Below are 20,208 nucleotides of genomic sequence, written 5' to 3' on the forward strand. Positions count from 1 at the left end.
TCAGCTCGAACCTGACACGCGATCAGTAGTCCCAGTACACCGGCACGAAACGAAAGGCATCGCCGTCGAGCGCCACACGTCCGACGGACGGGAATGGCATATGAGTGGCGACCAGCAGCTCGCCGGTCCTCGCCAACTCCCGCAGGAGCCGGTCCCGGACGCGGGCGGCCTCCTCCGGGTCGTGTTCGAAGCCGTTGTACCAGTCGGGATGGTCGAAGCCGACCGTGAACACGGCGTCGCCGGCGAAGGTCAGTGCGTCGCCTCCAGACGTGAGACGGACCACGCTGTGCCCGGGGGTGTGACCGCCGGTGCGACGGACGACGACGCCCGGCGCAATCTCGTGCTCCTCGTCGAACTGCCGTAACTGATTATGGTATGCCTTCGTGAACTGCCCGGCCGCCGCCCTGAGCGCGTCGGGAAACCCGGGCGGCATATCTGTACGGGAGAAATCAGGCGCCTCCCAAAAGCTGACCTCGGCGGCCGCAACGTGAATCTGCAGGTCGGGTCGTAACTGCTCCTTCACCCCATCGACGAGCAAGCCGCCGACATGGTCCATGTGCATGTGGGTCAGCACCACGTCGGTCACGGACGCGAGATCGATGCCGGCAGCTTCCAGCCGCCTGACCAACTGCCCGGCCCGCGGCAAGTGCAAGTCCGGATCAGATCCGAGCCCCGCGTCGATGAGGATGGTCTTACCGCCGCTGCGGACCAGGACCGCGTTCAGGGCCCAGTCGAAAGCGTCCGTCGGCAGGAACATGTCCTTCAGCCAGGCCGTTCGGACGGATGGGGCGGCGTTATGCCCCAGCATTTTTGTCGGCAGCGGAAGCACACCGTCGCTGACCACCAGCACGTCGATCTCGCCGACCTTCAAGGCGTAGCGCGACGAGACCAGCTCTTCGGGCTTCGGTTCAGCAAGGTGCGATGTGTTGTGTCGGTTCATGTTCGTCTCCTGTTGCGTGGTGCGGATCGTTCGATTCATTTCGAAATCTCCAGGTCGGTGTTGGCGAGGTGTTCAGAGATCGGTGACGCGCTCCGGATCGGCCGAGGCGAGCGCGGCGGCGCGTTCGGCGAGCGGCGGATAGATCCAGATCGTGTTGATCTCCCGCTTCGTCTTCTTCGCCTCCTCGCCGACCATCTCGACCTTCCGCTCCCAGCCGCGCGTGAAGAGCGCACCGGCTTCGCCGAGATCGAGGCAGGTGACGTAGGCCTTCTGGTGATACGGCCTGGTCGGAACGCCGAGCAGCTCGGCTGCGGCGTTGTTGCCGGCAAAGGCGCCCATCCGCGTGGCGTGCTGGCACGACATCAGCGCGTAGTTTCCGGCATCGTCGCAAGCTGCGCGCGCCGCGTCGCCGGTGGCGAAGACACCTGCCACGCCCGGCACGCGTAGATCGCGGTCGACCAGCAGCCGGCCAAAATTGTCGCGCTCGGCGGGAATCTGCGCGGTCAAAGGGGCAGCCCGCATGCCCGCGGCCCAGATCACCGTCGCGGCTTCGATTCGCTCGCCGTCGGACAGTGTGACACCGGACTTATCGAGCGAAGCGACACCGACGCCGAGCCGGGTCTCCACGCCGACCTGCCTCAGCGCATCCTCGATGATGGGACGCGCAGCTTCGCCCATATCGGGAGCGATCGCCTCGTTGCGCTCGACGATGATAACCCGCGGCTTGGCATCGCGGCCGAGGCTCTCGCGGAGCCGCGCCGGCATTTCGGTCGCCGCCTCGATGCCGGTGAATCCGCCGCCGGCAACGACGACGGTGTCGCGCATTTCTGATACCGGCCAGCCCACCAGATGTTGCAGATGCCGGTCGAGAGCGATCGCATCGTCGAGCGTATCGACGCTGAAGCCATGCTCGGCAAGGCCTGGAATGTTCGGACGGAAAAGCCGGCTGCCCGTGGCCACGACCAGGCGATCATAGGACAGCTTCGTTCGTCTCCCTCCCGGCGTCGCCACGCCTACTTCACGCGCCTTGATGTCGAGCGTCTCGGCGCTGCCCTGCACGTAGACCACATCGACCGCCTTGAGCACGTCCAGCAACGGCGCCGTCAACGTTTCGGGCTTCGGCTCGTAAAGCCGCGGACGAACCACGAGTGTCGGCTGTGGCGCGACCAGCGCGATCTCGAGCTTGTCGGGCGAGGCACCCTTGATGTCGCGCAGGCGCGCGGCGGACAATGCGGCGTACATGCCGGCGAAGCCGGCGCCAATGATGACCAGTCGCATGTGACGTCTCCTGTGATGTGAATGGATCGATGCGCAGGATCAGGCCGCGATGAACGCCGACAGTTCGGCGTTCACAATGCTCGCATGGGTCGTGCAGATGCCGTGCGGCAGTCCCTCATGGATTTTGAGCGTGCTGTTCTTCAGGAGCTTCGCCGACAGCGGCGCGGAGTCGGCAACCGGCACGATCTGATCATCGCCGCCATGCAGGACGAGGGTCGGCACCGCGATGCTCTTCAGGTCTTCGGTAAAATCGGTCTCCGAGAAAGCCTTGATGCCGTCGTAATGCGCCTTGGCGCCGCCCATCATGCCTTGGCGCCACCAGTTCCAGATCACCGCCTGCGATGCCTTGGCGCCGGGGCGGTTGTAGCCGTAGAAGGGACCGCTCGCGAAATCAAAATAGAACTGCGCCCTGTTGGCGGCGAGTTGCCGGCGCAGATCGTCGAGAATGTCGATCGGCAAGCCGCCGGGATTTCCTTCCGTCTTCAGCATCAGCGGCGGCACTGCGCTGATCAGCACGAGCTTGGCCACACGACCGCGACCGTACCGCGAGACGTAGCGGACGGCTTCGCCGCCGCCGGTGGAATGCCCGACATGGATGGCGTTACGGAGATCGAGGTGGTCGACGACCGCCGCGGCATCGGCCGCGTAATGATCCATGTCGTGGCTGCCGCCGACCTGGCTCGAGCGTCCGTGCCCCCTGCGATCGTGTGCAATCACGCGATAGCCCTTGCCGACGAAGTGCAGCATCTGGGTGTCCCAGTCGTCGGCGCAAAGCGGCCAGCCATGATGAAATACGATCGGCTGGGCGGATTTCGGTCCCCAGTCCTTGTAGAAGATCCGTACGCCATCCTTCGTGGTCACCGACGTCATCGGGTCGGTCCACTGAGCGGAGGATTGCGAGCGGCTCGATCCTTCTCCCACCGCTGTCGATGAGCGGACGGAGAGTGAAATCGCAGACATGACCGAGGTCGCGAGGACCTTCCGGCGCGAGGAGTTTGCAAGCTGATTGAGCGGGACGTTCCAGGTCATTCCTCTTCTCCATGTGGTTGGCATGGGCACGCTGCTGATCTAGCGAACCGGATGTGCCGGTGCCCCAGCGCCATTGCGGCGATTGCAGAGCGATTGCTGTCGAGTCATTTCCGTTCCGATTCGATCGAGACGCGGCTCCTGATTTCGTTCTGACGCATTTTCTTCACGTGAACCGATTTACACTTCGTCCGAAACGCTCTAGCGCCCAAGCCGGCGCCAATCGGTCGGGGTAGAACCGGTCAGCCGTTTGAATGCAGCGGCGAACGCGGTCTGGGAGGCGTAGCCGAGCGCGGCGGCGACCGTCACGACCGACGCGTCCGTCTCGCGCAGCATCTGCATCGCCTGCTCGAGCCGGTGCTGGCGCAACCAGGCATGGGGCGAGAGCCCGCTGCTTTCCTTGAAGGCCCGGCAGAAGTGGAAGCGCGATAGGCCGGCCTCCGCAGCGAGCGCCGCGAGCGAGACATCCGCATCGCTCTCCGAACGGAGACGCTCGATGGCGCGCATGAGCACCTTCGGCGCCAGTCCGCCCACAACCGGCTGGACCGCGGTCGGCGCGCCGGCATGCGCGGCCAGCAGACGCGTCGCGAGAAGGTCCGTCAGTTGCTGCCTGAAGAGCGAATCCAGCGTCTCATTGCCTTCCAGGACATCCGCGGCGCTCAGGAGCAGCCGGGAGGTGATGGGGTCGGGATGCGCAGTTCGCTCCACGAGATCGATCGGCCTGGCGGTGTCGGCTTCGTCGGCTACGCGCGCGAGCGTTCTGTGCGGAAGGTAGAGCTGAACGACGTCGACGGGTTTTGGAATATCCCATCTGGAACTCGCTCCCTCGGGAATGATGATCACGACCCCGGGACGAAACGTTCCCGTCGAGACAAACCGGCCCGAACGCCGCTCCATGCGCTGCACCGCGCCGTTGTAGGCCATGATCACATGATGGGTCATGGGCGCGACGACGTCGTGCAGCGGATCGTGTTTCCAGTGTGCGATCCCGCCGCCGGATGAGTCCAGGGCCATGCGGAACGGCTCGGTCCCGAGCACGCGGGCCATTTCCGCGTCGGCGAGAGGCCGCTCGGCCGCGGCTGGAGTGGCCTTGCGCGCCTCGGACGGAGCCGTCGGCTCCTCCTGCGAAAGATCGTGCGAGACAGGCTTGGTCATGGACATGGACTCGCATGGGCTCGCATGCGCGTCGGCATGACGGTCGCGATGAAGTGCCGACGGCAGCCGGGGGGTTACTTGCGAAGGTTGGCCAGCCAATCCTCAAAGCGGATGGCGCCGAGCCGAGGGCGGTCGCCGGGCGTGAGTGATCGGTCGTCCAGCTCCGCTCCGAAATAGCGGGCGTGTATGTCGGCAACGACCTTGCGCGGGTCCTTGATCGCGACCGTGTATCTCCGACCGAATTCGTCGAGGCTCAATCGCTCGGGACCGGCGAGTTCGATCATGCCGTTGATCGGATCGGCAAGCGTCACATCGGCGAGCGCGGCAGCGACATCGTCCGAGGCCACCGGCTGAAACAGCGCGGGCGACAGCCGGGCGATCTGTCCGTCGGAGGAGGAGGCGACGATGCCGCCGACGAATTCGAAGAACTGGGTGGCGCGCAGGATGCTGTAGGGAATCGTCGAGCCGCGGATCAGATTCTCTTGTGCGAGCTTGGCGCGGAAGTAGCCGCATTCCGGAAGGCGGTCGGTCCCGACGATCGACAGCGCGACGTGATGCCGCACTTTGGCGGCGGCCTCGGCCGCGAGGAGGTTGCGGGTCGACGTTTCGAAGAACGCCAACACCGCGCGGTCCTCGAAGGACGGTGAGTTTGCGACGTCCACGACGACGTCCGCGCCCGAAAGCGCCCGATCGAGCCCCTCGCCCGTGATGGCGTTGACGCCCGTGCGGGAGGATGCCTGAAGGACATCATGGCCCTTTTCACGAAGCGTCCCCGCAAGTTTCGTTCCGATCAGGCCGGTCCCGCCGATGATGACGATCTTCATGATGATTTTCCTCGATTTTTCCGGCCAACGATGGCCTTGTTGCTGAAGCGAGGATGCACGCGTGCGGACGGGAAAGCCTTGCAGTCGGCTTGAATTGGGCTTCAATTTTCCTTCGGTTCTCGTCCAAGCGGAGCCCGGACTTGCGTTTCTTGTTTGAAGATTTTTGCCTGGACACCGAACGGCGCGAGCTGACCCGGGGCCCGGAGCTCGTCGCGATCGGGCCAAAGGTATTCGATCTGCTGCTCCATCTGGTTCGCAAGCGGGAGCAGGTGGTGACGCGTGACGATTTGCTGGCGGCCGTCTGGGACGGCAGGATCGTCTCGGAATCGACGCTGACGAGCCACGTCAACGCGGTGCGTAGGGCGATCGGGGATACCGGCAAGGAGCAGCGCCTGATCCGAACGATTTCGCGCAAAGGCATGCGCTTTGTCGGCGAGGTCCGGGAAGACGAGCCGCCCGCTCGCGCGGTGGCTGCACAGTCGAACATCGCGGTCGAACCGCCCGGGCTGGCCCTGTCGCTGCCGGATTCTCCCTCGATTGCGGTGCTTCCGTTTCGAAACCTCAGCGGCGACACCGGGCAGGATTATTTTGCCGACGGCGTCGTGGAAGACATCATCACCGCGCTGTCGCGCATCCGCTGGCTGTTCGTGATCGCCCGCAACTCGAGCTTCACCTACAAGGGCCGGACGGTGGACGAGAAGCAGGTCGGCCGCGAGCTTGGCGTGCGCTACGTCGTCGAAGGCAGCGTGCGTCAGTCCGAAAGCCAGGTGCGCATCACGGCACAGCTGGTGGACGCCGCAACAGGCACCCATCTCTGGGCCGAGAGATTCGAAGGAACGCTCGATGACATCTTCGAGCTGCAGGACCAGGTCGCAAACAGCATTGTCGGCGCGATCGCCTCCCAGCTCGAGCGTGCGGAGATCGAGCGCGCCCGGCGCAAGCCGACCGGCAATCTCAGCGCCTACGATCACTATCTGCGCGCCATGCCACATTTGCACCGTGGCACGCGGGAAGCGATCGACGAGGCGTTGCCGCTGTTTCACAAGGCCATCGCGCTCGATCCCGAGTTTGCCTCGGCCCATGCCATGGCGGCCTGGTGCCATTGCTGGCGCAAGATCAACGGATGGATGACCGATCAGCCGCGGGAGTCCGCCGAGGGCATCCGGTTGGCCCGTCTGGCGATAGAGTTGGGCAAGGACGACGCTGTCGCGCTGACACGGGCCGGACACACGCTCGCGCATCTTGCCGGCGACGTGGACGGCGCCGTCGCACTGCTCGACAAGGCGCTGTTACTCAACCCGAACCTGGCGGCGGCCTGGTTCCTGGGAGGCTTCCTCCGGGCCGAGCGCGGCGATCCCGAGGCTGCAATCGAGTTCTTGACCCGTGCCATGCGGTTCAGTCCGCTGGATCCCGAGATGTTCCGGATGCAGGCCGGCATGGCGATGTCGCATCTGTTTGCCGGACGTTTCGACCTGGCCTTGTCCTGGGGCGAACAATCTCTCCGGCAGCTGCCAAGCTTCGTGTTCGTCGTGCTGATCATTGCCGCCTGTCATGGGCTCGCAGGACAAGTGGAGCAGGCGCGGGATGCAGCGGATCATTTACGCAAGCTCGATCCTGCGTTTCGCATCTCCAAGCTCGATGGCTGGATACCGATCCGGCGTCCGGAGCATCGCGCCAGCCTCTCGAACGGCTTGCGGCTGGCGGGCTTGCCCGAGTGAGAGGCACATCGATGTCCCGCGACCATGCCTTGCCGTCCGCCGGCAGATAGGCCACCATCGCCACTGCGCACCACCAACAAAACCAAGAGCGCGAGGAAACGCATGAGCAGGCCGTCAAGCTTCGACTATGGCTGGGTCGTCGTCGCCGCGGGAGCGCTGATGACCTGTGTCGGATTCGGCACGATGCTGTCGCTTGCGGTGTTCCTGCAGCCGATCTCGGAAGCGATGGGCTGGTCGCGCGCCGGGGTGTCGGCGGCGGCGACGCTGGATTTTCTCTGCATGGGCCTCGCCGCGTTCTTCTGGGGCACGCTGTCCGACCGGTTCGGCACCCGCATCGTGGTGCTCTCGGGAAGCCTGCTGCTCGGGCTCGGCCTCGTCACGGCGAGCCAGGCGGCAACCCTGTGGCAATTCCAGCTTTGCTTCGGCGTGCTGATCGGCGTCGCCGCCGGCAGCTTCTACGCGCCGATGATGGCGCTCGCGAGCGCCTGGATCGAGAAGAACCGCAGCCTCGCGGTGGCGCTGGTTTCCGCCGGCATGGGCGTGTCGCCGGTGACGGTCGCGCCGACCGCGAGCTGGCTGATCACGGCCTATGACTGGCGCACCGCGATGCTGGTGATCGGCTGTGCGGCCTGGGCGCTGCTGATCCCGGCCTGCTTCCTGGTGCGCCCGGCTCCGGCAGCGGCAGGCAACACGAATGCAGACGCCGCTCCGGACGTGGAGCTGACCGCGGCGCAGGCGCTGCGGACGCCGCAATTCATCGCGCTCGCAGCGGCGCATTTCGCCTGCTGCGCCGCGCATTCCGGCCCGATCTTCCACATGGTGTCCTACGCGATGGTCTGCGGCATCGCCCCGCTCACGGCGGTGACGGTCTACAGCGTGGCCGGCGTCTCCGGCCTCGGCGGTCGCCTGCTGCTGGGGGCGCTGGCCGACCGCATCGGCGCGAAGCCCGTGCTGGTCGGCGGCCTGTTCGTTCAGGCGATGTGCATCGCGACCTATCTCGCGGTGGCGCAGCTCGGCGAGTTCTACGCGCTCTCGGTGGTGTTCGGCCTCGCCTATGGCGGCGTGATGCCGCTCTATGCGGTGCTGGTCCGCGAGTTCTTCGGCGCGCGCATCATGGGCACGGTGTTCGGCGCGGTCTCGGCCTTCGCCAGCCTCGGCATGGCGCTCGGGCCCTGGGCCGGCGGGCTCGTGTTCGACAATTTCCAGCGCTACACGTGGCTGCACGCCGGGTCCTTCGCGATCGGGCTCGCCGCCGTCGCGGTGGCGCTGAGCTTCCCGACCAGACGCCGGCCATCGCTCGATCTCGGCCGCGCCGCGGCCTGACAGCGGAATAATGCGCCCTGCGCCTTCGTATTCGAACTAAAACGGCCGGAGATTTGGGAACACGCCGCGATCGATTGTGGCGAGCAAGACCGCCATGGCGCTCATCAGGCCCAGGCCCAGGAGAGTGAGCAGCGTCTGCGATGCAAGGCTGTTCCAGCCCTCGCCGAGGACCGCATGGGCAGCGAAGGACAGCAGAACACTGGCGCAATAGACCGCGAGCGAATATTCGCCGCATCGTATCAGCGGGCGCAATGCCGTGGCTTTCAAGATGCTGGCATTGCTTGGAAGAACGCGCCAACAGAGCAGTGCAAGCGCAGCAAAATGCAACAATCGCAAGACGTCGAGATTGGTCTTGTCGATCGGATAGATCAGCCGCGACAGCCATCCCGGCACGTGGTCTTCAATGGCATGGATTTGCCAGCCCAGGGTGATCACGAACGAGAACAGCACGTAGCTCGCCGCCAGAACAGCAAGGGCCCGCGACCTGAGAATGGCCAGTTGCCAATCGCCGCGGTTCGTCCCCCACCAGATGCCGATCACGAACAGCAACTGCCAGTTCAGCGGATTGAAATAGTGCTGCCCCCGTGGATAGGCCGGGATGTACCAGTCGAACAGATGGGCGAGAACATAGAGAGCGACGGATCCGGTCAGGGCCAGCGGCCAGGCGCCTATCGTCAACGGCAGGATGAAGATGAGCGCGAAGTGGAGGATGACCATCAACAGCAGAGGGTCCAGATTGACCGGCGAATACCGCAGCAGCCCCGCCTGAAGCAGCGTTTCAGCGGGCTTCTGCATCAGGATGGCCAGGTTGGCGTGGTCGAACATGTCGGGCTGCCATATCGCGATGAAGGACACCTCCGCCAGCAACAGGGCGACAGTCAGAATTTGCGCGATGTAGATCTCGACCGAACGCCGCAACATGCGCAGCCCCGCCGCCGCTGGGCCGGACCGGCGCAAGAGGTCGCCGTATACGATGCCCGACGCAAGACCCGACAGGAATACGAGGATCTCCGCGGCATCGCTGAAGCCGAAATTCTTGGGCGTGAACCTGTTCAGATAGTTTTCCGGGATGTGATTGATGAAGATCCACCATAGCGAGAGGCCCCGAAACAGGTCGATCCGAAGATCGCGCTCCTTCAGGGGTGGCGGTATGGTCGCAATCCACTTCACTCCCGCGCGCTGCCTCTCGTGACTAAAGCGTTCTGCCGGATCGGCGAGTCGATGCCGCCGCTGTCTCGTTCACGACGAACGACCAGCGAGAGTACATTGCCACGCAACCAGGGTCCAGAAAGCTCGTCGCCGCCATCGTCGCCGTTCTCGAGACACAGCAGGGATCATCTTCGGCCATGCATCGGCATGCCGCCCATCCGGCCTCTCTGCAACATCGACATCATGCCCATGTTGGGCGCCAGCAGATCGTCAGCGACCTTCCTCTGGTCGTCGGAAAAGCTGCCGGCGAGATCGACGAGCGCAGATTTCATCGCGCGTGTGGCTTCGAGCCGGGCCGACAACCATTTCTCCTGCCAGGTCACGCGATCCAGCAAGGTTTCTGATCCGGAGCCGGCCATCGACCCGCGGAGCTCCCCGAGAGCCTTGGCATTCGCGCGCAGCGCGGCGGCGAACGCATTCCAGGCGGACGATTGAGCGTCGGTGATCTTGAGCTCGGCCCGAAGAAACGCGATCCGTCCTTCGACATGATCGATCGTTTCCATTCCGCTCATGCAGTCGCCGCCGGACTGACGCATCATGCCCTTCATGGGCATGTGCATGTTGCCGTCCATCATGTTCATCATGCGGCCGCCCATCTTGCCGTGAGAGGGGCCGGTGTCGCGCGGCGTCTCGGAAGGCGTGGACGGTCTGGTCGCCTGTGTCTCTGTCTGGTCCGGATGATGGCCCTGGTGCTCGGCAGGCGATTGCGCGAAGGCGGATGTGCCGAGGAACGTGAGCAGCAGGGTCGCCGCAAGCATGGGATGTCTCATCGTGTCTCTCCCGACGTTTGGCGTTCGCTGCGATTGTGGGGATCGTCCGCCGAACTCGACTTGACCCATGTCAAGGGAACCGCCGCGGCTGGCCTCTTGGTGGGCCTGAGCGAGCGCCTCGTCCTCGAGACGACCGCCTTTCGGTCTCCTCAAGATGAGGTTGAGCGGCATCCTTGCTTGTGGACATTGCGGTCACGCACTCGGTCCTCATCCTGAGGGCCCGCCAAAGGGGGGCGTCTCGAAGGATGGCCGCAGGGAAGCTCTCAAATGCGATGGTCCCTCGCCTGCGGGGATCCGCGACGGGACAATACCCGAGAGGGGAGAACCCTCACCCGCGCCTCCGGCACGACCTCTCCCGCAACCGGGAGAGGTCGACGGAGAAAGCCGCGCGCCCCTTACATTGGGATATCCCTGAAGACGCGTAGAAAGGTCTCCGAGGGAGCACGGACATCACGCCACCAGCGCGGCGTCCTCGCTGCCGTCGATGCCGCGCTGTGCGGCGAGCAGGCTGACGATCTCTGCATTCGGCCGGGCCTTGCTGAACAGAAAGCCCTGGCCCTCATGGCAGCCTTCGGCGCGAAGGCAGCTCAGCTCGGCTTCGGTCTCGACGCCTTCGGCGGTGATGGTGACGCCGAGGCCCTTGCCGAGGCTGACGATGGAGCGGATGATCGCCTGGGCCTCGCGATTGGCGCCGAGATCGCGCACGAAGGACTGGTCGATCTTGATCTTGTCGAAGGGGAAGCTGCGCAAATAGCTGAGGCTGGAATAGCCGGTGCCGAAATCGTCCATCGAGATGCGCACCCCGAGCGCGCGCAGCGCGTGCAGCGTCGCCAGCACCTGCGCGCTCTTCTCCAGCAGCAGCGTCTCGGTGATCTCGAGTTCGAGCCGGCGCGGCGGCAGGCCGGAATGCTTCAACGCATCGGTCACCATCGAGAGCAGGTTGCCGCTGCGGAACTGGAGCGGCGAGAGGTTGACGGCGACGCGGACGTCGTCGGGCCAGCTTGCGGCATCCAGGCACGCCCGGCGCAGCATCAAGCCCCCGAGCGGGTTGATGAGACCGGTGTCCTCGGCGACCGGAATGAACTCGGCCGGCGAGACCATGCCGCGCTCGGCATGCGGCCAGCGCACCAGCGCCTCGAAGCCGGTGATGCGGCCGCTCTGGAGGTCGATCAGCGGCTGGTAATAGGGGCGAAGCACGTCGCTCTGGATCGCGTCGCGCAGCTCGACCTCGATCTTGCGGCGGCTCTGCGCCTTCGCGTCGAGCGCGGCCTCGAAGAAGGCGAAGGTGCCGCGCGCATCCAGCTTGGCACGCGACAGCGCCATGTCGGCGCTCTTGAGCAGCTTCTCGGAATCATCGCCATCGCCCGGAGCCATCGCGATGCCGATCGAGGCGCCGATCACCACGGAATGGCCGTCGAGCAGATAGGGATCGGCGATGGCCTCCAGCAGGCGCTTGGCCAGCATGACCGCGTCCTCGGGGCGCGCCAGCCCGCTTTGCACGATCGCGAACTCATCGGAATTGAGCCGCGCCAGCGCATCCTCCTCGCGCAAGGTGGAGCGCAGCCGCTTGGCGACGCCGCGCAGGAGCTTGTCGCCGACCGCATGCCCGAGCGTGTCGTTGACCGCCTTGAAATTGTCGAGTCCCAAAATCAGGAGCGCGACCTTCTCGGTGCTGCGCCGCGTGTGCAGCAGCATCTCGTCCATCTCCTGCCGCAGCAGGCTGCGATTGGGCAGGCCGGTCAGGGCGTCATGCTGGGCCATGAAGGCAAGCCGCGCCTCGGCCCGCTTGCGTTCGGTGATGTCCATCAGCGCGAGCAGCACCGCGGGGCGATCGGCATAGGTCAGTTCGCGGGAATAGATCGCAAGGTCGATCAGCGCGCCGTCGGCCTTGACGTGCTTCCAGGTGCGGCCGGCCTGTTCCTCGCTGGTGCGATCCGCGGTCCAGGGCGGCTCGCTGTCGAAGGCCTGCAAGGAGCGGATCTTCAGTTTCTCGAACTCGGCCCGGCTGTAGCCGTAGTGCGCGAGAGCGGCATCGTTCACGCCGAGGATACGCTCGTCGTCCAGCGCACAGACGATCATGGGGACGGGATTGCCGTCGAACAGCAGCCGGAACGAGGCCTCGCGCTGCTTCAGCTCGGTGATGTCCACGCGCAGGCCGACGACACCGCCGTCGTCGGTGAGCCGCTCGTCGATCAGGATGACGCGACCGTCCGCCAGCTTCTGCTCGTGGCGCGCGCCGGGCTGATAGAGCTTTTGCAGGCGCTCGGCGATCCACTCGTCCTCGTTGCCGACGGCCTCGGGATAGTCGCCGCGGGCGACGCCGATGCGCAGCGTGTCCTCGAGGCGCGCACCTTCCTCGAACAGATCGGCGGTCTTGCTGTAGATCTCGGCGTATTTCTTGTTCCAGAGCACGTAGCGGCCTTCGGAATCGAGAAACACGATGCCCTGGGGCAGGATATCGATGGCCTGGCGCAGGCGCTCATGGGATTTGCGCGCTTCCGCGATCGCAGCCTCCGCCTCGGCGCGGCTGCGCAGGACTTCGTCGCGCTCGGAGCGGGCACGCGGCGCGCGCGCGAAACGCGGCTTGCGCGCCTTCCGGCCGGCGCGGGCAAGCACGCTTTGCTTTCGCCTTCTTGCTTTTCGAGACCCCAAACTCAACTTCACACGTCCCGGTCGCGCATTGCGGCCGCAGTCTTGGGGCAAGTGTCTGAAAAAAAAGTAATCTTGCCCGGCCGCGGTCCGCGCGAGGCGGACCTTGCTGCCTATTTGCGCGCCGCGGCCGCGGCGTCGGATGCCGTCAGACAGAGTCCAGTGCCGCAATCGATGATCGATCTGACGCAAAATTGCGCGCGCGCTTGAATCAGTTCCGAAATCGCGCGCGATTGCATGCGAGCCGAAGATATTCCTCGCGCTGCGCACGAATTTTGGTCAATGCAGGATACGGTTATTGCACCGTTAAAAGCGGCAGCTCGAGGCGCGATCCGGGCGAGCTCGTACGCGGTGCGCCTCTAGCCGGCACAAAGTCTCGTTCTTAACCCTGATGCAGCATTGGGCTATAAGGACGTCAGCATGAGTCGCCGCCCCATCATCCTCCTCCTGCTCTCGTTCGCTTGCCTCGTCGCCGGCGGCGCGCTGGCCCAGGACAAGGGCAGCGTCAACCCCAAGCCGCTGCCGTCGCTGGCCAATCCGAACGATCCCGACCTCGCCGCCAAGGAACTGTTCGCGCGAAAGCTGCTGCCGTCGAAGGGGCCGGCCCATGTCATCGGCTCCTACACCAGGGGCTGCATCGGCGGCGCGGAGCAGATTCCGATCAACGGCGACCACTGGCAGGTGATGCGGCTGTCGCGCAACCGCAGCTACGGTCACCCCGACATGATCGCGCTGATCAAGCGGCTCGCGGCGAGGGCCCACAAGAACGCGGGATGGCCGGGCATCCTGGTCGGCGACATCGCCCAGCCGCGCGGCGGGCCGGCACTATCAGGCCATGCCAGCCACCAGATCGGCCTGGATGCCGACATCTGGTTGACGCCGATGCCGGACCGCCGGCTCTCGCGCGAGGAGCGCGAGGACATGTCGGCGGTGATGATGGTGCGCCAGGACCGGCTCGACGTCGACCCCAGGGTGTTCACCCCTAGCCATGTGCTGGTGCTGCGCGATGCGGCGCGGGAGCCGGCGGTGCAGCGCATCTTCGTCAACGCCGCGATCAAGAAGGCGTTGTGCCGCGAGGCCAAGGGCGACCGCGCATGGCTGTCGAAGATCCGGCCCTGGTGGGGGCACGACTACCATTTCCACATCCGCATGCACTGCCCGGCAGGCGCCGGCGAATGCGAGGGCCAGCCGTCACAGGCCGAGGACGAAGGCTGCAAACCCGCCGACCTCGCCTACTGGTTCTCCGACGCCGTGCTGCACCCCAAGCCGCCGCCGGAGCCACCGAAACCGAAGCCGCCGATGACGCTGGCGCAGATGCCGGCGGCCTGCAAGGCGGTGCTGCACGCGGCGGACGCGAAGCCGTAGCTTATCTGGCGCCCTACTCCCGCAGTCGCGCCCCCAGGCGGGCGCCGATCCGGGGACGACGGAGGTGATTGAGGCGCCGCCCTTTGACCTCCGGCGCCAGCCTGCTATCTTCGCAGTTGCGATATCCCTGCCGGTCGTAAGCCGTCGCAAGGCCACGTGGAACAGCGCTTCCGCCCGTCGCACCACACTCACCCAACGCCAGATTTGCGCGCGCGTCCTGCGCGCGCGACCTCGCACGGAGCGCACCCATGTCTCGCATATCCGGACTTCTCACCGCCTTCATGATCCTCGCAGGCGCGGCCCTCTCGCCCGCCGCCGCCGAGGACAAGACCATCACCATCTTCGCCGCCGCCTCGATGAAGAACGCGCTGGACGAGATCGACGCCGCCTACGCCGCGAAGACCGGCATCAAGTTCAGCGTCAGCTATGCGGCAAGCTCGGTGCTTGCCAAGCAGATCGAGCAGGGCGCGCCGGCCGACGTGTTCGCCTCTGCCGACACCGACTGGATGGACTACGCGATCTCCAAGAAGACCATCAACGAAGCGACCCGGGTGAACCTGCTCGGCAACAGCATCGTGCTGATCGCGCCGAAGGATGCGAAGATCGACAACGTCGACATCGCGCAAGGCTTCGATCTCGCCAAGCTCGCCGGCGACGGCAGGATCGCGACCGGCGACGTCAAATCCGTTCCGGTCGGCAAATATGCCAAGGCCGCGCTCGAGAAGCTCGGTGCGTGGCAGGCCGCGGAGCCGAAATTCGCCATGGCCGAGAGCGTGCGGGCCGCGCTGACGCTGGTCGCCCGCGGCGAAGCCGCACTCGGCATCGTCTACTCGACCGATGCAAAGGTCGAGCCCGGCGTGAAAACCATCGGCACCTTCCCGGCGGCTTCGCATCCCGCGATCGTCTATCCCGTCGCCGCGACCACGAGCGCGAAGGGTGAGACCAGCGACTATCTGGCCTTCCTGCGCTCCGCGGCGGCCAAGGCCATTTTCGAGAAATACGGCTTCAAGTTCCTGGTCAGCCCCACCACGTGATAGCTACGGCTTGATGTCCGAGATTTCCTCCGCCGAATGGACGGCGATCCTGCTCTCGCTCAGGGTCGCCATCATTGCAACGCTGGTGGCGACGCCATTCGGCATCGCGCTGGCGTGGCTGCTCGCGCGGCGTGATTTCTGGGGCAAGTCGCTGCTCGACGCCGTCGTGCATCTGCCCCTCGTGCTGCCGCCTGTCGTCACCGGTTATCTGCTCCTGCTGACCTTCGGCCGCCGCGGCCTCGTCGGCGGCTTCCTCGCCGACTATCTCGGCATCGTGTTTTCGTTCCGCTGGACCGGCGCGGCGCTGGCCTGCGGCGTGATGTCGTTTCCGCTGCTGGTGCGCCCGATGCGGCTGTCGATCGAGGCGATCGATCGCCGGCTCGAGCAGGCCGCCGAGACGCTCGGCGCCGCGCCGTGGCAAGTGTTCTTCACGGTGACGCTGCCCCTGGCGCTGCCCGGCGTGCTCGCCGGCATGGTGCTGGGCTTCGCCAAGGCGATCGGCGAGTTCGGCGCGACCATCACCTTCGTCTCCAACATTCCCGGCGAGACCCAGACGATTTCCTCGGCGATCTATTCGCTGATCCAGACGCCGGACGGCGATGCCGCGGCGGGACGGCTGGTGATCGTCTCGATCGTGCTGGCGCTGGGCGCGTTGATCGCCGCCGAGTGGTTCGCCCGCCGCGCGACGGCGCGGCTGCACGGGAATTGATCATGCTGCGCGTCGACGTCGAAAAGCAGCTCGGCGAATTCTCGCTGCATGCATCCTTCGCAAGCGAAGGCCGTGCCATCGGCCTGTTCGGCGCGTCGGGCGCCGGCAAGACGTCACTGGTCAACATGATCGCGGGGTTGCTGCGGCCCGACCGCGGCACCATCGTTATCGACGGCGAAACCGTCGACGACACCGCGGCCGGCATCCATGTCCCGGCCTGGCGCCGCCGCATCGGCTACGTGTTCCAGGACGCGCGGCTGTTTCCGCATCTCAACGTCGCGCAGAATCTCGACTATGGACGGCGGATGAACCGCCTGCCGGCCGATCCTGTCCAGCACAGGCGCATCGTCGAGCTGCTCGACATCGGTGCGCTGCTCGATCGCCGTCCCGGAAAGCTCTCGGGCGGCGAGCGCCAGCGTGTCGCGCTCGGCCGCGCGCTGCTGTCGAAGCCGAGGCTGCTGTTGCTCTGTCTCTTATACGGCGCGCTCGACGAGGGCCGCAAGCTCGAGATCCTGCCCTATCTGGTGCGGCTGCGGGACGAAGCCAACGTGCCGATGGTCTATGTCAGCCACGACGCCGCCGAGTTGCGCCAGCTCGCGACGCAGATCGTGATGCTGAAGCAGGGCCGCGTGACGAGTTTCGGCGGGGTGAAGGTGCTGACGTGAGGACGAGATGCAATCCCGCCGCAGCGACGGTCTGGATGCTTCGGCGCAAGAGCTCCTCGCAATGACTAAAGCATGATCCGGAAAAGTGCGCAGCGGTTTTCCGAAAAGATCATGCTTAAACAACAACCTAAAGCGCGATGACGATTCATTCTCATCGCATCGCGCTTTAGGAGACACTAAACCCCCGCCACCGATGCCCACACGTCGGCGAGCTTCTTGCGCAGCGTCTGCGTGCGCGTCAGCGGCGCGGGCGTCTCGTCTTCTTCGGGCAGACGCAAGCCGACGAGGTTGACGCGGCCGCCGGAGATGCTGCGCGCGACGAGCACGATCTCGTCCAGTGCGAGCTCGGCACCCTCCTTCGGCGCGCGGTCGAGATGGACGTCGAAATAGTCGGCGAGCGTGAGCTTGCTCTCCTCCTCGCTCGCCTTCACGCCGTAAATCTCGGCGAGCTCGGCGAGCGTGTGCTCGCCGGAGACCATGAAGTCGCCGAGCAGATGCGGATCTGGCGCCGCGCCCGGCTGCATATCGACGAAGAAGCGGTCGAGCGATTCGGCCTTTTCCGGCGGGGCCAGCAGGTAGATGTAGTCGCCGGGCGCGATCGGGTCGGCTTCCGCCGGCGTCAGGATGTTTTCGTTGCGGATCACCAGCGTCGGCTTGGACCAGGACGGGATCAGGCCGCGGCGGAAATACAGGCTCTTTTGCCGTACCGGATAGCCGACGAGCTGCTGCTCGAGCTGGCCGGGCAGATCCAGTTCGACGCGCCGCGGGCCGCGCTCGGCACGCGGCAGCGCCACGTGCAGCTTGCGCGCGGCCGGCCCCAGGGTCCAGCCCTGCAGCAGCAGCGAGATGATGACGACGACGAAGGCGACGTCGAAATAGAGGTAGGCCTTGGACAGGCCGACCAGCATCGGGATCGAGGCCAGGAAGATCGCGACCGCGCCGCGCAGGCCGGTCCAGGCGATGAAGATCTTCTCGCGCCAGTTGAAGCGGAACGGGGCAAGGCAGACGAACACCGCGAGCGGCCGCGCCACCAGCATCAGGACGAGCGCGACGGCGATTGCCGGTAATATGCTGGCGCCGAGGCGGCTCGGCGAGACCAGGAGGCCGAGCAGCACGAACATCACGATCTGGGCCAGCCAGGTCGCGGCATCGAGGAACGTCACCACCGAATTGTGCGCGCGCGTCGGCCGGTTTCCGATGATGATGCCGGCGAGATAGACCGCGAGGAAGCCGGAGGCGTGCATGATCTGCGAGCCGCCGAAGATCACGAGCGCGGCCGTCGTGACGAACGGCGCATGCAGCCCCTGCGGCAGCGCGACCTTGTTGAGCGCAATCACGACCAGGCGCCCGCCGATGACGCCGACCACGGCGCCAAGCACCGCTTCCTGGACGAACTCCATCAGAACATGGCCGGGCGAGCTCGAGCCGGCCGAGATATACTCGACCAGCATCAGCGTGAGAAAGATCGCGAACGGGTCGTTGGTGCCGGATTCCACCTCCAGCGTCGCGCCGACACGCGGGCGCAGGCGCAGGCCCTGGGTGTGCACCAGCAGGAACACCGCGGCCGCGTCGGTCGAGGCCACGACGGCACCGACCAGCAGCGACTCCGTCCAGTTGAGGTCGAGCGCGTATTTCGCGAACGGCGCCGTGACCAGCGCGGTCAGCAGCACGCCGACCGTCGCGAGCACCACGGAGGGCGCGAGCACGGTGCGGATGCTGGCGATGCGCGTGCGCAGGCCGCCGTCGAACAGGATCAAGGCGAGCGCGACCGAGCCGACCAGATAGGTAGTACGGACGTCGTCGAACTGGAGCTGCCCCGGGCCGGAATCGCCGGCGAGCATGCCGATCGCGAGGAAGACGAGCAGCAAAGGCGCGCCGAAGCGCAGCGCAAGCAGGCTCGAGAGAATGCCGGCCATGACGAGCACGGCGCCGAGCAATATGGCGATGCTGACGGAGTCGAGGGAAGCCATCCACCTTCCGGGTAAAATCGCTGGAATTGCATCCTTATCGTCGGCGGACTCGCGCGCCAACCCATTTTCCATGGTTCGCGGCAATCTGCCCGCATTTTGCGCCCTTAACGCGCTTCACTTGTCGGTGTATCGATGTCCCGGCCGCGCCCTTTGTGGGATTCTGCGGCTCCCTCGAATCAATTCCTCCCCCGCTTGCCGACGAGACCGATGGACATGGACCTCAAAGACTTCATGGAGTTCGTGCAGACGACCGCACGCAGCGTCGGGGCGGAAATCTCCTCACCCTGGTTCTACCTGCAATTCGGTCTCATCCTGGCGGCGGCCGGCATCGCCTACGCCGCGGAGGCCGCGATTCGCGGCCGCATCGACATGACCTCGCTGGCGATGCGCTGGCCGCTGCCGCTCCGGCACTTCGTCCGGGTGATGGTCTCCAGCGCCTCGACGGCGGTGTTCACGCTGATCGTGATCATCTCGCGCGTGGTGATGTACCACGCGACCTGGCCGAGCCGCAGCTATCTCCTGATGGTCGCGGCCAAGCTGGGCTTCGCCTGGCTCGTGATCCGGCTCGTGACCTCGGTGCTGCGCAACGCCTTCATCGTCAAGCTGGTGTCGATCACGGCGTGGTTCGTCGCCGCGCTCTCCATCGTCGGCCAGCTCGACGCGACGGTCGACCTGCTCGATTCCTTCGCGATCGTGCTGGGCGGTCTCAGGCTGACGCCGCTGCTGGTGCTCAAGGCCGGCGCACTCCTTCTGATCGCGCTGTGGCTCACCAATATCGCAAGCAATTTCGCCGAGAGCCGGATCAACGCGACCACCGACCTGACGCCGTCGGTGCAGGTGCTACTGATGAAGATCATCCGCATCGGGCTTCTTGCCGTCGCAATCGTCATTGCGCTCGGCGCCGTCGGGATCGACCTCTCGGCGCTCGCGGTGTTCTCCGGCGCGGTCGGCGTCGGCATCGGTATCGGCCTGCAGAAGATCGTGGCCAATTTCATCTCGGGCATCATCCTGCTCGCCGACAAGTCTGTGAAACCCGGCGACCTCGTCACCATCGGCGACAATACCGGTCGCATCAGCGCGATGAAGACGCGCTACATCTCCGTCGCCGCCGGCGACGGCCGCGAATTCCTGGTGCCGAACGAGGATCTGGTGACGCAGAAAGTCGTCAACTGGACCTATACCGACAAGAACACGCTGGTGAAGATCGCCTTCGGCACCAATTACGACGCCGACCCGACACTGGTCTGCAAGCTCGCCGCCGAGACCGCGGAAGCCCATCCGCGCGCGCAGAAGGGCAAGCCGCCGACCTGCATCCTGACCGAGTTCGCGGAAGCCGGCATGAAGTTCTCGCTGACCTTCTGGATCGCCGATCCCGACGGGATGGACAAGGTCAAGAGCGACGTGATGCTGGCGCTGTGGGACGCGTTCAAGCGCGAGGGCATCCGGGTTCCCTATCCGGTCCGCGAAATCCGCATCCGCGGCGGCGCCCTGCCGGTGGAGACCACCGTAGAAGTCCCGAATTAGGTCGCTTTCGCCCCTGGGCTGGCAAGGCTCTGGTTTTGACGCGTTTTCT

At 65.5% G+C, this 20,208-nt stretch carries 16 protein-coding genes; 7 read left to right on the forward strand and 9 right to left on the reverse strand.

Going from position 1 to position 20,208, the window contains the following annotated elements; all coding sequences use genetic code 11:
- Nucleotides 1–22: 22 nt before the first annotated feature.
- From AX729_RS11000 to AX729_RS11020, 5 genes are all read right to left on the reverse strand, one after another.
- Complete coding sequence (locus AX729_RS11000; protein WP_061022832.1) at nt 23–979, reverse strand: MBL fold metallo-hydrolase; 957 nt, start codon at nt 977–979, stop codon at nt 23–25.
- Between the two features lie 33 nt (nt 980–1,012).
- Nucleotides 1,013–2,218: an NAD(P)/FAD-dependent oxidoreductase gene (locus tag AX729_RS11005; protein ID WP_061022834.1), complete on the reverse strand. Its 1,206-nt coding sequence runs from the start codon at nt 2,216–2,218 to the stop codon at nt 1,013–1,015.
- Nucleotides 2,219–2,257: 39 nt separating this feature from the next.
- Nucleotides 2,258–3,088, reverse strand: a complete 831-nt coding sequence (locus tag AX729_RS11010) for an alpha/beta fold hydrolase (protein ID WP_061022905.1) — start codon at nt 3,086–3,088, stop codon at nt 2,258–2,260.
- Between the two features lie 357 nt (nt 3,089–3,445).
- Nucleotides 3,446–4,399: a helix-turn-helix transcriptional regulator gene (locus tag AX729_RS11015; protein ID WP_061022907.1), complete on the reverse strand. Its 954-nt coding sequence runs from the start codon at nt 4,397–4,399 to the stop codon at nt 3,446–3,448.
- Between the two features lie 74 nt (nt 4,400–4,473).
- A complete protein-coding gene (locus AX729_RS11020) occupies nt 4,474–5,223 on the reverse strand; it encodes an SDR family oxidoreductase (RefSeq protein WP_061022836.1) in 750 nt (249 codons plus the stop codon).
- Nucleotides 5,224–5,363: 140 nt separating this feature from the next.
- On the opposite strand from AX729_RS11020, the gene AX729_RS11025 reads away from it, so the two are divergent.
- Both AX729_RS11025 and AX729_RS11030 read left to right on the forward strand, forming a co-directional pair.
- A complete protein-coding gene (locus AX729_RS11025; protein ID WP_061022837.1) occupies nt 5,364–6,941 on the forward strand; it encodes a winged helix-turn-helix domain-containing tetratricopeptide repeat protein in 1,578 nt (525 codons plus the stop codon).
- A 102-nt stretch (nt 6,942–7,043) separates the two neighbouring features.
- Complete coding sequence (locus AX729_RS11030) at nt 7,044–8,264, forward strand: MFS transporter (RefSeq protein ID WP_061022838.1); 1,221 nt, start codon at nt 7,044–7,046, stop codon at nt 8,262–8,264.
- Between the two features lie 36 nt (nt 8,265–8,300).
- Here the strand turns inward: AX729_RS11030 and AX729_RS11035 are convergent, their stop codons facing one another.
- The 3 genes from AX729_RS11035 to AX729_RS11045 all read right to left on the reverse strand — a co-directional run bounded on the left by AX729_RS11035 (nt 8,301) and on the right by AX729_RS11045 (nt 12,859).
- Nucleotides 8,301–9,434, reverse strand: a complete 1,134-nt coding sequence (locus tag AX729_RS11035; protein ID WP_061022839.1) for an OpgC domain-containing protein — start codon at nt 9,432–9,434, stop codon at nt 8,301–8,303.
- A 164-nt stretch (nt 9,435–9,598) separates the two neighbouring features.
- On the reverse strand, nt 9,599–10,243 hold the full coding sequence (locus AX729_RS11040; protein ID WP_061022840.1) for a Spy/CpxP family protein refolding chaperone: 645 nt from the start codon (nt 10,241–10,243) through the stop codon (nt 9,599–9,601).
- Between the two features lie 450 nt (nt 10,244–10,693).
- Nucleotides 10,694–12,859: a putative bifunctional diguanylate cyclase/phosphodiesterase gene (locus AX729_RS11045; protein WP_061022842.1), complete on the reverse strand. Its 2,166-nt coding sequence runs from the start codon at nt 12,857–12,859 to the stop codon at nt 10,694–10,696.
- A 453-nt stretch (nt 12,860–13,312) separates the two neighbouring features.
- On the opposite strand from AX729_RS11045, the gene mepA reads away from it, so the two are divergent.
- The 4 genes from mepA (at nt 13,313) to modC (ending at nt 16,665) form a co-directional block, all read left to right on the forward strand.
- On the forward strand, nt 13,313–14,257 hold the full coding sequence (gene mepA, locus AX729_RS11050) for a penicillin-insensitive murein endopeptidase (RefSeq protein WP_061022909.1): 945 nt from the start codon (nt 13,313–13,315) through the stop codon (nt 14,255–14,257).
- Between the two features lie 248 nt (nt 14,258–14,505).
- Entirely contained in the window at nt 14,506–15,291 is a 786-nt protein-coding gene (modA, locus tag AX729_RS11055; RefSeq protein ID WP_061022844.1) for a molybdate ABC transporter substrate-binding protein, read from the forward strand.
- Between the two features lie 13 nt (nt 15,292–15,304).
- Nucleotides 15,305–16,000 carry a molybdate ABC transporter permease subunit gene (modB, locus tag AX729_RS11060; protein ID WP_061022846.1) on the forward strand — a complete coding sequence of 232 codons (696 nt, stop codon included), beginning with the start codon at nt 15,305–15,307 and terminating at the stop codon, nt 15,998–16,000.
- 2 nt (nt 16,001–16,002) lie between these two features.
- Nucleotides 16,003–16,665: a molybdenum ABC transporter ATP-binding protein gene (gene modC, locus AX729_RS11065; RefSeq protein ID WP_061022848.1), complete on the forward strand. Its 663-nt coding sequence runs from the start codon at nt 16,003–16,005 to the stop codon at nt 16,663–16,665.
- 176 nt (nt 16,666–16,841) lie between these two features.
- Here modC and AX729_RS11070 read toward each other — a convergent pair whose 3' ends face one another.
- A complete protein-coding gene (locus tag AX729_RS11070; RefSeq protein WP_061022850.1) occupies nt 16,842–18,635 on the reverse strand; it encodes a potassium/proton antiporter in 1,794 nt (597 codons plus the stop codon).
- A gap of 207 nt (nt 18,636–18,842) precedes the next feature.
- Between AX729_RS11070 and AX729_RS11075 the strand changes: the two genes are divergently transcribed.
- Nucleotides 18,843–20,159 (forward strand): mechanosensitive ion channel family protein, encoded by a 1,317-nt coding sequence (locus AX729_RS11075; RefSeq protein ID WP_061022852.1) that lies wholly within the window; start codon nt 18,843–18,845, stop codon nt 20,157–20,159.
- The last annotated feature ends 49 nt before the right edge of the window (nt 20,160–20,208 follow it).

This window comes from Bradyrhizobium sp. CCH5-F6, assembly GCF_001556045.1.
In the GTDB taxonomy this organism is placed as follows: domain Bacteria; phylum Pseudomonadota; class Alphaproteobacteria; order Rhizobiales; family Xanthobacteraceae; genus Bradyrhizobium.